Genomic DNA, 12,855 nt, shown 5'->3' on the forward strand with positions numbered 1-12,855 from the left:
CGAGTCGTCCTTCCTAAGAGGTCACGGACCGTACGGACTGTAGCGAAGTCACAGGTCGCGGTAAACGTCTCCGAGGCGCGCCTGCTCGGCCGGTCGGCGATCGGCGATCGGCGAGGCAGAAACCGGACGCGGTGGTCGAAGTCGTCCTCGCCCCTCAGCCGGGTCGTCACTGGTCGGCGTCGTACGCCTCGAGGTTCGCGTCGATGTTCTCGGCAATCGCGAGCACGTCCTGGGTATCGGGCGGCGGCGCATCGCCGTTGCGTGTGCGCGCGATGATGCGAATCCAGCGGTCCGGGAAGAGTGCGGCGAGGTTCGTCTCGTCCGTGCCGTCGATGCCCCGGCAGACGTAGCCCGCAGGATCGCCGGTGAGGGCGGTGCACTCCGGAGCGCCTTCTGTCTCCTCGGCCAGCTGGGCCTTCATCGCGTCCCAGTCGGCCGGGCCGGTGGTGTCACGCAGCGTGATCGTCAGCAGAGTGTCGCTGCCGGTCGCGGTGCTCACCTGGCAGTCGAGCCCATGGCCTTGGCGTCGCGTCGGGTCGAGGTCCTCGCTACCGAACGTCTTGACGTCGAGGTCACCGACGACAGGCTCGGCCACCTCTGGGTCGAGGATGTCGCAGTAGCGGGACGGCCCCTCGGCCTCGGGGGCGGAGCTGTCGTCACACGCGGCCACCATCGCGAGAAGGGCGAGCGCGCAGGCCGCCACGCGCGCGTTCACGGAGTCGTCCGACGGCGAGTCACCCGACATGGTGCTGGGCGTCCGCGCAGGCGTGAGCGCTCACTGGCGCCTCTCGTCGTACGCCTGGACGTTTGCCTCGACGTCACGGGCCAACGCGATCGCTTCCTCGATCTGCGTGGTCCGCTCTTGCGGCTTGACCCCGCCGAACGGCCGAGGTGACCGATGATCCGACGACGCAGCCGTCGGAGGGACCGTCCCCCAACTGCGAGAGACCAGATGCCCTCGCAGGCTGGCGCGGTGCTGTCTGTTGGACTCAGGACCGGATCACCTCGAGGCGTACGGGGGTTTCGTCCCGGCGTTCATCGAGGACGGCACACTCCTGAGCGCGCAGCGCCCGCTCGTCGGCCGGACCGATCCCGTCGCCGAGGGTGTCGAGGTCACCGTGCCCGACGACGGGCTCGATCACGTCACGAGTGAAGAACCCGCAGGCCGTGCCGTCGACGAGGTCGCGGGCCGCCTGCGCGTCGGGATCATCGTCGGTGCTGCAGGCCGCGACGGCCATGGTGCCGGCGAGGACCAGCGCGAGGCCGCCGACCAGGCGCCCGAGCGCACCGCCGATGCGAAGCATAGGCATCATCCGTCCTTGTTCATCCCGGCGTCGGCCGGCCTCGTCGAACGGTTCACTGGTCCGCGTCGGGCGAGAGCGTTTCCCCGACGTCGCGTCGCGTCGAGGTTCCCGCCGCCGAAACCGGTCAGGTCGGCGTCCCCGGTGATCGCCTCTGCGGCCGTGGGGTCAACCGACTCGCACAGGCGGGACGTCGCGTCGGCCTCCCGTTCGTCCTCACATCCGGCCAGGGTGTCGGCGAGCGCGACCGCCACGCCGCCGGCGAAGACCCGTACACCGATCCGCGTCGCACGCGGGTGCTGGGACGACTCGGGCATCTCAGCGGTCGGGGTCATCGCGGCGCGAACGAGGACGCGTTGACGTTCCCCATGAGCTCCCGAACGGCGGTGCGCAGGTCGTCGGCTGCCTCAGCGACCGACGGCGACTTGCCATGCGGCGTCAGACCGAGAGAGGCGTAGTACACGGGGTCGGTGCCCCAGACGGCGCGGGCATAAGGGGCCGTCGTGCCGTCGACGTCAGGGTCGCCGCACAGATAGCCGGTCGCGCCTTCGACCGCCAACGGCTCGCGCTCCTCGCACTGTCTCGCTGCCGCGCCGACAAGGGCCGCGTCGTCGGTCTCGCCGTGCTTGACCAGGAGAGCCAGGGCCGGACGGGACGTGTCGTCCGGAAGGTAGCGGCACTGAGCCCAGTTGCTCTCGAGTCCTCCGTTGTCGACCGACGTCTCCTCCGTGTCGCGCAGAGCGCCGACGAGCTCCTCGACCGTGACCTCCTCGAGGAGACGGCATGCGTCGAGGCTGAACACCTCTTCCTGCGGCGGATCGTCCGTGCAACCTGTGAGCGCCATCGCGGAGAGGAGTCCCGTCGCTACAGCGAGCCTGAGCCTGCGGTTCATCGGAAGCTGGGGAGGTTCGAGGCGTACGAGTTGATGGCCTCCTGCGCCAGACCTGAAGGCGCAGTCGCGAGCCAGCGGTTGAAGTCGTCCTTGAGGTCGGGATCGACGTCTGCCTTCGGGTCGTAGAGATCGGGGTTGATGATGCGGTTGCCCTGAGTGTCGGTCTGAACCACCCCGGGAGGGATACCGCCCTCGCCCACCGGCAGATATCCGGCGTTGAGAAGCGTGTTGTACATCTGGTGCCTGAGGGAGTCCTTGACGCCCTTGTCGGCGTCCTGCGCCCAGGACTGCGCAGCGCTGTCGGGTTGGGCGGCCAGTTGATCGCCGACCAGCCCGAGCGCCTGGCCTGTGAGCACGCTGCCGACGGGGTTCGCGACCGGCGGCAGGAACTCGGTCGCCACGCCGAAGGCCTTGGCGAGTGCCTCGCGCTGCTCCTGAGTCGCGGCCTCGCCGTCCTTGCCGCCGAGGAAGCCCTCGTTCATGACCAGGGCCAGGGTGCGGCCCGACTTGGAGGATGCGTCGCCGAGCAGTTCCTCGAAGTTGGACGCACTCAGCTCCTTGAGCGTCGTCGGGTGGGAGCCGTCAGGAAGCACCGCGGTGTCCAGGGCGTTCGCGACCGTCGCGTTGTGATGGGTGAGTGCTGCCGTGGTGACGTACTGCAAGCCGGTCTTGTCGTCGTAACGGCCGACATCTTGGAGCACCTTCGTGAGGTCGTCGACGTTCGCTCGCATGCCGAGGGCGACACCGCCCTTTCCGTCGGAGGCGTCGTACGTCCAACCTCCGTCGAGGGAGTCGCCATTGCCCTCCTGTGCCGCACGGTGCACGTCAGGGATGTACGAGGCGAGCATCTTCCCCACGGAGTCGGTCATGCCCTCCGGGACGTGCCAGCCGTCGTCGCCCGGCCACGGGCCGTCGCCGGTGCCCGACTCCTGACCGATGATGAACACCGTCTGGCTGGCGAGCGTCGCGGCACGGGACTGGGCCGTCTCGCCGCCGAGGTCGTCCTTCGAGACGACGTCGCGCGAGTGCGTCGTGGCGCCCTCGAGCGCCACGCCGAAGCCGTCGCCGTCGTCGGTGGGCCACTTCCGCTCGGTGAACAGGTAGTGGAGCTTCTCGTTGACGTCGCGATCGTGGTAGCGCGTGGTGTCCGGGTCGTCGAAGAACTGCTCGGCGGCCTCGGGGGTCTTTGCCATCCCGGACAGCAGATTGGCGAGGCCGTCGTACGGAACCTGGTAGTGAGCCGTGTCGTCGTACGGGTCGCCGGGCTTGCCCAGGTCGTAGTAGGGCTCCTTGACGCCGTAGCCCGTTCCGAAGCTGTCGTTGATCGGGCCCCACACCGGCATCCCGTCGTGGCTGCGCTCCCAGTCGTACACCTGGTCGGTCAGGTCGGCAAGGAACGTCGGGTCGTACGACGCCGTCTTGCCGCCATGCTTGATGAGCATGGTCAGGGCGGCGGCGTTCTCAGGATTCGTCTCGTCGGTGATGGCCCTGAACCACTGGTCGCTGAGGTCCTGCGGCGGCGCGTGGGCACCAGTGGCCTTGGTGTAGGTCGCGAACGCATGGCCGGCGCCAGCGAGGAACTCGGCGTAGACCTTGGCTCTCTCGACCTGGTCAGGCGGGCCGAACGTGCCCGGCGGGAACACCTCGTTGCTGAGGTCGAAGATGGCATCGGCCATCTGGTCGGGGGTCACGGTCGAGTAGAGACGGTGCGCGAATGCAGCGTCGTCCTTCATCAGCGCGAGGGTCGCCGCGGTGTCCTCGTCGATCGCCTTGGTGCGGATGTCCTTCGCAACGGCCTCGGCGACAAGACCCCTCACCGCCGGGCTGAGGAGGGCGATGAACTGCGCGTCGAGATCCTTTGCGTGGTCGATGACGTACTTCGCCTGGTCCTCGGCGGACATGTTCGCCACGTCGAACGGAAGGGCGGTCAGCTTCACCGCCTTCAGATCGGCGACGTTTCTGAACATCTCCGGTGCGAAGGACGGGAGCGCGCCGGCGGCGTAGAGCGCCTCGACGTGCGCGGGTTTCAGCGGGTCGCTCAGCTGGCCCTTGGCGGTGCGTGCTGCCGACTGGAGCGTCTGGACCGCCCCGGCGTGCTGGCCGGAGAGCGTCGACTTCCTCTCGATCTGCTCCTCGCGGGTCGCCTCGGACCGGATCTGGCTGTTGAGGCCGTCGATCGTGTTGTTGAACGTCTCGACGGCAGTGCCGAAGAGGCGGATCGCGCCGGCGCCGATGGTGATGCCCTGGATCAGGTTCCGGCCTATGTTCTTCGTCGGCGTGTCGGCACCCTCCATCGCGGTGGCGATCACACCGGCCACGCCTTCGCGGGCGGTGTTGTGCTTCGTGCTGAGGTCGGCGTTGAAGTTCTCGACGTCACCGGCTGGTCCAGCGACGGCATCGGCCTGCGCGGTGATCGTGCCTGGGGAGACGTCATGCCGCTCGAAACCCGCGATGAGCAGAGATGAGGCGCCGCCGCCGTCCTCAACACGCATCCCGAGTCGTCCTTCCTCAGAGGTCACGGACCGTACGGACTGTAGCGAAGTCACAGGCCGCGGTAAACGGGGTCCGGGCCCGTGCAACCTGAGCGAGCCGGAGCCGCCGATGGTCGACGGCCGAACAGGGATCTCGAGATTGAGGCGCGTCGCGCGCTTCGCTGATGTACATCCAGTTCATGTGCGAGGAGGGGGGCCACCCGGGCGTCGGGGTTTCCCTCGCCGTCAGGTTTCCTCGCGCGTTCTCGATGAGGTCCACGGCAGTGGCTACCACAGCATCGTCGGTCCCGTCCTTCCCGAAGAGCGTCAAGAAGACGAAGCGGTCGGGGAGGACGACCCTGGTCTGCGTGCGTCCGTCGGTGCGGCGCACGTAGCCCGGCCCCAGAGCGTCGAGGGTAGGGGAGGTGAAGCAGTGCCCGCAGTCCGGTACGAACGAGGACTCATCCACGTTCCTCATCAGGTCCCGGACGCATCACTGCTTCTCGTCGTACGCCTCGAGGTTGGCGTGGACGTTGGCCGCGACCGTGAGCACGGCCTTGGGTTCGGGAGGCTCCGCGTTGGCGCGGGCCGTGGCGTCCACGCGTACCCAGCGACGAGGAAAGAGCACAGCGATCTCGGTGGCGTCTGTGCTCCGACAGACGTACCCGAGCGGCTCGTCCGTGCGCATCGCGCAGGTGTCGCTTCCGGTGATCTCGTCAGTGAGCTGCTTCTGCATCGCCGCCCACTCGGCCTGGTCCGACAGATCCATCGTGGTGATCTGAAGGAGGTCCTCGCCACCAGGACCGTCGACGATGCAGGTGAGAGCGTTCCCCGGACGTCGTGTCGCGTCGAGGTTCCCGCCACCGAAGCCGGTCAGCTCGACGTCCCCGGTAATCCGCTCTGCGGCCTCGGGGTCGAGCATCCCGCACAGGCGCGACGTCGCGTCGGCCTCCGGCTCGTCGTCGCATCCGGCGAGTGAGGCGACCAACGCAGCCGCTGCCACGCCGGCGAGGGCCCGTGCACTGATCCGCGTCCCGGATCTGTGGCGGGTCGCCGATGCGGACCTCCTCCGTGACACCTTCGAGGAGCTCGTGAAGGTCGTCGGTCGAACGGTCACCGGAGGTTGTTCTGGACGTCCTGGGGGGGCGTGAGCGCTCACTGGTGCCTCTCGTCGTACGACTTGATGTTTGCCTCGACGTCACGGGCCAGCGAGACCGTGACATGGACGAGCTCGTCGCGGGTGTCGACCTTGTCGGCGCCCCCTCCCTCGGGAAAGTACGAGACCTCGAGGAGCCGGGCCCCGTTGTCGGGCCACACGGTCGCGCGCATGCTCGAGTCGCTCCAACAGACGCTGCCGGTCCAGTCGGCCAGGTCGTCGAGTCGCACGCAGTTGTCGAGGGGTGCAGCGTCGTGACCGGGTCGTGTCGAGGGGGCATCGTGAACCTGGGCCAAGACAACGGTGCGGTTGCCGTCGACGACGGCGCACTCCTGCTCGCGGTCGGCCCGCTCGTCGGCCGGCACGATCTCGTCACCTGCCGCCGCCGCATCGTCGTGACCGACGATCGACTCGATCAAGGCGGGGCTGAGGTATCCGCAGATCTTGCCATCGACGGACTTCGCGTCGGTGGCGGGCGCGGGGTCGTCACACCCCGAGAGGGCGCAGGAGACCAGGGTGGCGAGGCCGAGGCCAACATGACCGAAGTGCATCCCGAGTCGTCCTTCCGGAGAGCCCACGAACCGTCCGGACTGTAGCGAGGCCCGCCTCGCGGCGAAAGGGTTACCGCCGCGCCGACCGCGACGACGACGTTCGCGACGCAACCCGGAGGCGTCAGCCGGGACCAGCGCGCCCAGCGATCTCACGGCGCGATCGGATGGTCAACGCGCAGGGCGGGCAGCTCGCTCCTGGGTGATGGCATCGGCGACAGCGTGCGCGCGGCCCCACGAGATCTCGTAGAGGTGGCTCTCGTCGGCTGTTGCGACGACGAGCCTCCGGCACCACGGACGGTAGAGAACGCCTGTGCGCACCCTCCCGTCGGCGCCTGCGCGAGCGGGAACAACCCTCACATCCGTGATGTGCGACCACCGCACGCCGGTCGAGGCGCGGCCGGACCAGGTTGTCGGCGCACCGGTCGCCTGGAACCAGAGCCCGCCTTCGCCAAGGCGTACGATGCCCGCCACCGTGCCCCGACGCGACGCCGCATCCGGCCGCTCCCGAGTGTCCGGATCCAGGACACGGCCCCCGCGCCAGGATGCGATCGCCCGGCCGAACCATCGCGGCTCAGGAGCGGCGGCCGTCGATCCTGAGCCGAGACGGCCGGCGAGCGAGGAGAACGGGTCGGAAAGAGCGTCCCACCGGCCCTTCGCGGACTGGCTGGTGTACCAGCGCGGGCCCCACAGGCGCTGCGCTGGCCACCAGAGGAGGCCGACGCCGGTGACCAGGAGCCCGAGGACGAGCGACAGCGCCCCGAGGATCGCAAGAACGGAAGAGAGACCGGAGAGCGAGCCGATCTCGGCCAGCCCGGCACCGAGGAGGACGAGCCCGAGCGAGGGGAGGAACGCCAGCACGAGGAGTTCGCCGCCCGTGCGTCGGGTCCACCACCGTGCTGCCCGGGTCCGACCGCGCCAGGACCATCCGGAGAGGACGACCAACGTCAGGCCCACTGCACCGATCACCAAGGAGAACATCGATACCAATCCTGAAACTCAGCGCATCGCCGACGTCGGTGAAGCCCTCGATCAGCGGCGATGAGCTGCCGCCGCCCTCCTGACCGCGCATGCCGAGCCGTCTTCCTGAGAGGTCACGGACTCTAGCCAAATCACAGGTCACGGAAAAAAATGAGGTGCCCCGGCGGCGGCGAGATACGCGGCGCCACATTCCGGGACAGCGGCCGTTTCTCCCTTGCCCCGGTGGCCCCCGTACGTCGTATGGTCTGTACTGACTCGTCGTCTGAGGAGAGGTTTGCCCACCATGGGTGCTAACTACTGGGGTAACGAAGAGCTCGGCTCGTTGTCCAAGGCCGCCAAGAGCGGTCACGGCACCGCGAGCGAGGACGCGTCGTCGTCCGCGACGCGCCACCTTGGCCGTACGCAGGCCACCGAGGGCCTCAACGTCGGCCCGGCCGGCAACGCACAGCGTTCCGCCCACACCGCCCTCGCGTCGGCGAAGCAGGCCAACGCCAACAACGTGGCCACGGTCGGCACCAACATCAACCGTGGCGAGCAGTCGCAGGCGCAGACGACCGAGGAATCGAGCTCCCTGCAGAAGGTGTCCGCCACCGACGGCGAGTCGACGGCGACGTCGCTGCGCCGAGACATCCAGGCCTGACGGTCCGAGAGCTCGTAGGAAGAGGGAGCACGACGTGAAGATTCGTTACGACAAGTCCGCCAGCGAGGACATCAACGCCTCCGGCAAGGAGTTCGCCGGCGGCGCGCAGACCGACCAGGACTCGGTCGAGACCGCCGCTCGCCAGATCGCGGCCAACCTGTCGGGTGCCGGCAGCGAGGAGGCCCACGCGGTGCATCGCACCGCCTACGAGCGTGCCGACGAGCTGCACCAGGCCTCGCTCAAGTCCAACCAGACCGACCAGAAGACCCAGGACATCAACGACTCCGCGATCCCGCGGATGCAGTCCTTCTTCGGCAACCGCGCCTGACGCAGCCCAGGAGACCCGATGGCCCCGTTCTACGAGGTCGCCGACACGACCGCGACCCACGCTGCAGGTCAGCGTCTCGCGGGCCTGTCGGGCGACGTCCAGCAGGCCAAGAGCACGCTGGTGACGGCCCTCGAGGCCGTCACGCCCGGATCCCGGCACGGCGTCGGTGATGTGACCGTCGGCGTCGATGCGTTCCAGACCTGGGCGGTGGAGACCTCCAACGCGGTCGCCAACGGCGTCAGCAACCTCGGCAACAACACGTCGAACGGTGCCAAGACGGTGGCCCAGACGAGCAACGAGACCACCGCCCTCCAGAATCAGCAGTCGGCTCTGAACCGTGACGTCAACTCGGGTTCCCGACAACCGGTCACAGCCGGCTAGCACGAGCCGCACCAGACGACGAGCCTCCTCCGCCCACGGCGGAGGAGGCTCGTCGTCTCACGAGCCCGTCAGGCGTGCTGCTCCGGCACGAGACCGGTCTGGACCTGACCGATGAGGCCGTTGCGGTTGACGTAGAGCGCGCGGCCCGTCGGCAGGCGCGTCGGTGCGACCCCGCCGACCAGGCGGCCCTCGAGCCGGTCGCCGGAGAACATGAAGCCTGCCGTCGAGACGTCGGTGAGTCGCTGCAGCATCGGCTCGAACTGGGCGCGCGCGAGGCCGTTGACCCGTCGTGACGCGACGAGGTGGAAGCCCAGGTCGTTGCCCTGCGGGACGTACTCCACCAGAGGGTCCAGCGGGTTGCCCGACGAGGTGGCCACCAGGTCGTAGTCGTCGACGACCACCAGCAGCTCCAGGCCCTTCCACCAGGAGCGCTCGCGCAGCTGGTCGGAGGTCACGTCGGGCCCCGGGAGCCGCTGGTGCAACGACCCCGCGAGCTCCGCAGCGACCTGCCCGGTCTGCTCGCGGTTGGTGCAGTAGGCGACGAGGTACTCCTCGGGGACGACGTCGAGCAGCGAGCGGCGGAAGTCGACGAGGACGATGCCGAGCTGCTCGGGCGGCATCAGCTGGGTGTAGCCCTTCAGCAGCATCTTGAGAAAGTTCGTCTTGCCCGTCTCCGGGTCGCCGTAGACGAGCAGGTGCGGGTTCGAGCCGATCAGGTTCACCGAGACCGCACGCAGGTTGCGGTCCAGCACTCCGACGGGGACCCCCGCGTACGACGGGTCGACCGGAGGCAGCTCCTCGAGGTGGACCACCGGCGCGAGGGTCTGAACCCGCTCCACCGCGATGCCCTCCCAGCGCTTCGTGATCGCCGTGAACAGCTCCTTCTGCGCCTCGAAGACGTCCTCGGTCTCGCAGACGCCGTCGATGCGGGGGACTGCTGCCTGGAAGATCCGCTCGCCTTCCATCGCGCCGCGTCCCGAGATCTCCTTGGGGATCTGCTCCATCACCTTGCGGCCGAACTGCGAGTCGTACACGTCGTTAAGGCGCAGCTCCAGCCGCCCGCCGAACGACGGCTGCATCCGCATCCGGATCTGCATGCTCTGGGTGACGGTCAGGACGACGTGCACCCCGTACGCACCACCTCTCGCCGCGATCTCGTCCACCGCGTAGTCGAGCGCGTCGTACTCCTCGCGGAACGTCGCCCACCCGTCGATCACGAGGAAGACGTCGCCCGGCGTGTCGCGCGGGATGCGTCCCTCCTCGCGGGCCCGCCGGTAGTCCTGCATGCTCTCCAGGTCGTAGCGGCGGAAGAGCTCCTCGCGCTCGTCGAGCACCGCCATGACCTCCTGGACGGTGCGGTTGATGCGCTCGGGGTCGTTGCGGGTCGCGACGGCAGCGACGTGGGGGAGGCTGCGAAGGGCCTGCAGCGTGCCGCCGCCGTAGTCGATGCAGTAGAACGCGACCGTGCCCGGCGCGTAGCGGAGCGCGAGCGAGGCGACCATCGTGCGGAGCAGCGTGCTCTTGCCGGTCTGCGGGGCACCCGCAAGCACGAGGTTGCTCCCGGCACCGGTGAAGTCCCACTCGAGCGCGTACTGCGCCTGCTTGGCCGGCTCGTCGACCAGACCCAGCGTCGCGCGCACCGTCGCAGGGGCGCCCGGCTCGTCGACGGTCTGCACACCGTCGAGGGTGAGGACCGGTGGCAGCGGGTCGAGCCACACCGGGCGCACCGGCGGCGCGCCGGCAGCGGTCATCTGCTCGCAGAGCACGTCGAGGACGGTGGGGCCGCCCTTGCGTGCGGCTGCCTCCGCGGCGGCCTCGCCGAGCGAGGCCTCGCGCTCGGCGGCGGCCCGGTCGGCGATCCAGGCGCCGATGCCGTTCACCGCGACGTACGGCACGACGGGGACCGACGTTTTCGGGCCCTCGGCCGGCGGGACGTACGGGCTCGAGACCAGCGCCGCCTTGAAGCGCTCGAACACCGTCGTGTCGACCTTGAGGTAACCCGAGCCGGGCTCCGGCGGCAGGTGGTAGGCGTCGGGGACGCCGATGGCGTCGCGGCTCTCCGACTCCGAGAACGTGCGGAGGCTGATCCGGTAGGAGAGGTGCGACTCCAGACCGCGGATCTTGCCCATCTCCAGCTTCTGCGTCGCGAGCAGCAGGTGGACGCCGATGGATCGCCCGATGCGCCCGATCGCGACGAACAGCTCGGCGAAGTCGGGCTTGGCCGTCAGCAGCTCGGAGAACTCGTCGACGATCACGAGCAGGTGGGGGAGCGGCTCGAGCGGCTCACCGGCGTCGATCTTCTCCTGGTACGCCGTGACGTTGGGGAGGTTGCCGGCGGACTTCAGGACCTCCTGACGGCGCTGCATCTCGCCGTACAGCGCGTCACGCATGCGGTCGACCAGCGTCAGGTCGTCCTGGAGGTTGGTGATCATGCCGGCGAGGTGCGGGATGTGCTCCATCGCCGCGAACGTCGCGCCACCCTTGAAGTCGACCAGCATCAGCGCGAGCCGGTCGGGGCCGTGACCGACCAGCAGGGAGCTGACGAGCGTACGGAGCATCTCGGACTTGCCGGAGCCGGTGGCGCCCACGACCAGGCCGTGAGGTCCCATGCCGCCGTGCGCGGACTCCTTGAGGTCGAGCAGCACGGGCGAGCCCTGCTCGGAGATGCCGATCGGCACCCGGAGCAGGTCACGCAGCGCGCGAGGACGCCAGGTGCGACGGGTGTCGAGGTGTGCGGGGTCGCGGACGCCCAGGATCTCGGCCAGGCCGACCGAGCCCTCGAGCCCGTTCTCCCCGGCCTCGTCGGCGCTGAGCCGCAGGCCGGAGAGCGTGCGAGCGACGGTGCTCTCGGTGCCCTCGTCGAGAAGGTCGGCGCGGAACGGTGACGGGTGGACCGCGGTGACCAGCGAGCCGTCAGGCCCGATCTCGACACGGACGTCGAGCGGTCGCGGCTCGTGGCGAGGCGACGGCAGAAGCGAGACGACGTGGATGCCGAGGGCCTGGAGCGGGATCGCCGGGTCGGGAGACTCCAGGTGACCTCCGCTGCCACCGTCGTGGTCGACGATCACGACGAGGTGCGACCCGACGACACCGGCGCCCCGGCTGCGCTGGTAGCGGTCGAGCCGCTCCTCGAGCTCCGCGCCGAGCAGCTCGGTGAGTGCCGCGACGGACGTCGCCACTCTGCGGGCAGGCACCTCCCCGTCGAACGTCCGGCTGCTCTGCGCGTGGGGGAGCCACTTCACCCAGTCCCACGCGGCAGCGGCGTCCTCGGGACGGACCACCGCCACGTCGAGGTCACCGGGGGCGTGCAGCGTGACCAGCTGGGCGAGCATCGTCCGTGCGACCGCCCGTGCGGCCGCCGGGTGACCGATCATCGCGATCTGACCGTACTGGCGCAACGGGAGTGTGATCGGCTGCTCCGACAAGGTGGCGTAGCGCTGCTGGAGCTCTTCGGCGGCGTTCAGGCACAGCGGGTCGAACTCGTTCAGCGGGCCGGTGTCGACATCGAGAGCGAGCCCGCTCGACAGGGGGACCTCGCCCGTCCCCAGGCGGACCGAGAGGAAGTCACCGTGCGACGGGCGTCGCTCCCACCGGCGTGCACCGTCACCCGCGATGCCGATCAGCTCGTCGGGTCGCGGGAACCGCCAGGCCTGCTCCGTGCGCTGGGTCGCGACCCGCTCGCGGACGGCCAGCCGCATCTCCTCGAGATAGTCGAGGTAGCGCTCCCGGGACTCCCGCATCTGCCGCCGCGCGCCACCGCGCTGACTGACGATCATCACGACGCCGATGGCGATCGAGCCGATGAGGACGAGGAAGCCGGCCACGACCAGGATCGGCCGGTCCTTCTGGGTGAGCGCCATCGTCAACGACCCGGTGCCGCTCATGATCGGCATCATGAGCATCGTCATCCCCGCGGCCGGCGTCGGCGCCTGGGTGCGGTGCGGTGGCTCGTGGATGCTGAGGGGGGCGTCGTCGACGCGCGGAGGGGCCGTGCGTGGGGGCCGTCTGACCAGCGTCGTACTCATCGCCGTCCTCGTGGTCGGAGCAGAGGCGTTGTCCTCGCAAACGATATGCTCCACGGCGTCCACGCCGAGCGGTGGCCGCGCACGCCGCGACCGCCGCGGACCGAGCCACTCGCACAGGGGAGAGGAGTGCGC

Annotated in this window: 13 protein-coding genes; 3 read left to right on the forward strand and 10 right to left on the reverse strand. The window is 69.3% G+C overall.

Annotated features, from left to right (window positions below):
- Window positions 1-166: 166 nt before the first annotated feature.
- From KV100_RS04005 to KV100_RS04045, 9 genes are all read right to left on the reverse strand, one after another.
- On the reverse strand, window positions 167-715 hold the full coding sequence (locus KV100_RS04005; RefSeq protein WP_220341599.1) for a hypothetical protein: 549 nt from the start codon (window positions 713-715) through the stop codon (window positions 167-169).
- Between the two features lie 274 nt (window positions 716-989).
- Window positions 990-1,310, reverse strand: coding sequence for a hypothetical protein (locus KV100_RS04010; RefSeq protein ID WP_220341600.1), 321 nt, complete (start codon window positions 1,308-1,310; stop codon window positions 990-992).
- The gene (locus KV100_RS04015) at window positions 1,310-1,636 is read right to left on the reverse strand and encodes a hypothetical protein (protein ID WP_220341601.1); all 327 of its coding nucleotides are present in this window, start codon (window positions 1,634-1,636) and stop codon (window positions 1,310-1,312) included. The genes KV100_RS04010 and KV100_RS04015 overlap by 1 nt, the downstream gene beginning before the upstream one ends.
- Window positions 1,633-2,145 (reverse strand): hypothetical protein, encoded by a 513-nt coding sequence (locus tag KV100_RS04020; protein WP_220341602.1) that lies wholly within the window; start codon window positions 2,143-2,145, stop codon window positions 1,633-1,635. Before KV100_RS04020 ends, KV100_RS04015 begins: the two co-directional genes overlap by 4 nt.
- A gap of 44 nt (window positions 2,146-2,189) precedes the next feature.
- The gene (locus KV100_RS04025; protein ID WP_220341603.1) at window positions 2,190-4,685 is read right to left on the reverse strand and encodes a DUF6571 family protein; all 2,496 of its coding nucleotides are present in this window, start codon (window positions 4,683-4,685) and stop codon (window positions 2,190-2,192) included.
- Window positions 4,686-4,701: 16 nt separating this feature from the next.
- A complete protein-coding gene (locus KV100_RS04030; protein ID WP_220341604.1) occupies window positions 4,702-5,133 on the reverse strand; it encodes a hypothetical protein in 432 nt (143 codons plus the stop codon).
- 24 nt (window positions 5,134-5,157) lie between these two features.
- Entirely contained in the window at window positions 5,158-5,667 is a 510-nt protein-coding gene (locus tag KV100_RS04035) for a hypothetical protein (RefSeq protein ID WP_220341605.1), read from the reverse strand.
- 152 nt (window positions 5,668-5,819) lie between these two features.
- Entirely contained in the window at window positions 5,820-6,371 is a 552-nt protein-coding gene (locus KV100_RS04040; protein WP_220341606.1) for a hypothetical protein, read from the reverse strand.
- Between the two features lie 168 nt (window positions 6,372-6,539).
- A complete protein-coding gene (locus KV100_RS04045; protein WP_220341607.1) occupies window positions 6,540-7,349 on the reverse strand; it encodes a hypothetical protein in 810 nt (269 codons plus the stop codon).
- A gap of 283 nt (window positions 7,350-7,632) precedes the next feature.
- Here KV100_RS04045 and KV100_RS04050 point away from each other — a divergent pair, with 283 nt between their 5' ends.
- From KV100_RS04050 to KV100_RS04060, 3 genes are read left to right on the forward strand one after another with little or no spacing between them, the layout of a single operon-like run.
- Window positions 7,633-7,989 (forward strand): hypothetical protein, encoded by a 357-nt coding sequence (locus tag KV100_RS04050; protein ID WP_220341608.1) that lies wholly within the window; start codon window positions 7,633-7,635, stop codon window positions 7,987-7,989.
- A 34-nt stretch (window positions 7,990-8,023) separates the two neighbouring features.
- A complete protein-coding gene (locus KV100_RS04055) occupies window positions 8,024-8,317 on the forward strand; it encodes a hypothetical protein (RefSeq protein ID WP_220341609.1) in 294 nt (97 codons plus the stop codon).
- A gap of 18 nt (window positions 8,318-8,335) precedes the next feature.
- Entirely contained in the window at window positions 8,336-8,698 is a 363-nt protein-coding gene (locus tag KV100_RS04060; RefSeq protein WP_220341610.1) for a hypothetical protein, read from the forward strand.
- A gap of 68 nt (window positions 8,699-8,766) precedes the next feature.
- Here KV100_RS04060 and eccCa read toward each other — a convergent pair whose 3' ends face one another.
- Window positions 8,767-12,723: a type VII secretion protein EccCa gene (eccCa, locus tag KV100_RS04065; protein ID WP_220341611.1), complete on the reverse strand. Its 3,957-nt coding sequence runs from the start codon at window positions 12,721-12,723 to the stop codon at window positions 8,767-8,769.
- Window positions 12,724-12,855: the final 132 nt, after the last annotated feature.

It is taken from the genome of Mumia sp. zg.B21 (assembly GCF_019550855.1).
GTDB lineage: Bacteria > Actinomycetota > Actinomycetes > Propionibacteriales > Nocardioidaceae > Mumia.

Excerpts from the sequence above, each read along its gene's own strand:
- KV100_RS04010 (WP_220341600.1), bottom strand. The coding sequence starts at position 1,310 with ATGCCTATGCTTCGCATCGGCGGTGCGCTCGGGCGCCTGGTCGGCGGC.
- KV100_RS04015 (WP_220341601.1), bottom strand. The coding sequence starts at position 1,636 with ATGACCCCGACCGCTGAGATGCCCGAGTCGTCCCAGCACCCGCGTGCG.
- KV100_RS04020 (WP_220341602.1), bottom strand. The coding sequence starts at position 2,145 with ATGGCGCTCACAGGTTGCACGGACGATCCGCCGCAGGAAGAGGTGTTC.
- KV100_RS04025 (WP_220341603.1), bottom strand. The coding sequence starts at position 4,685 with ATGCGTGTTGAGGACGGCGGCGGCGCCTCATCTCTGCTCATCGCGGGT.
- KV100_RS04040 (WP_220341606.1), bottom strand. The coding sequence starts at position 6,371 with ATGCACTTCGGTCATGTTGGCCTCGGCCTCGCCACCCTGGTCTCCTGC.
- KV100_RS04045 (WP_220341607.1), bottom strand. The coding sequence starts at position 7,349 with ATGTTCTCCTTGGTGATCGGTGCAGTGGGCCTGACGTTGGTCGTCCTC.
- KV100_RS04050 (WP_220341608.1), top strand. The coding sequence starts at position 7,633 with ATGGGTGCTAACTACTGGGGTAACGAAGAGCTCGGCTCGTTGTCCAAG.
- KV100_RS04060 (WP_220341610.1), top strand. The coding sequence starts at position 8,336 with ATGGCCCCGTTCTACGAGGTCGCCGACACGACCGCGACCCACGCTGCA.
- eccCa (WP_220341611.1), bottom strand. The coding sequence starts at position 12,723 with ATGAGTACGACGCTGGTCAGACGGCCCCCACGCACGGCCCCTCCGCGC.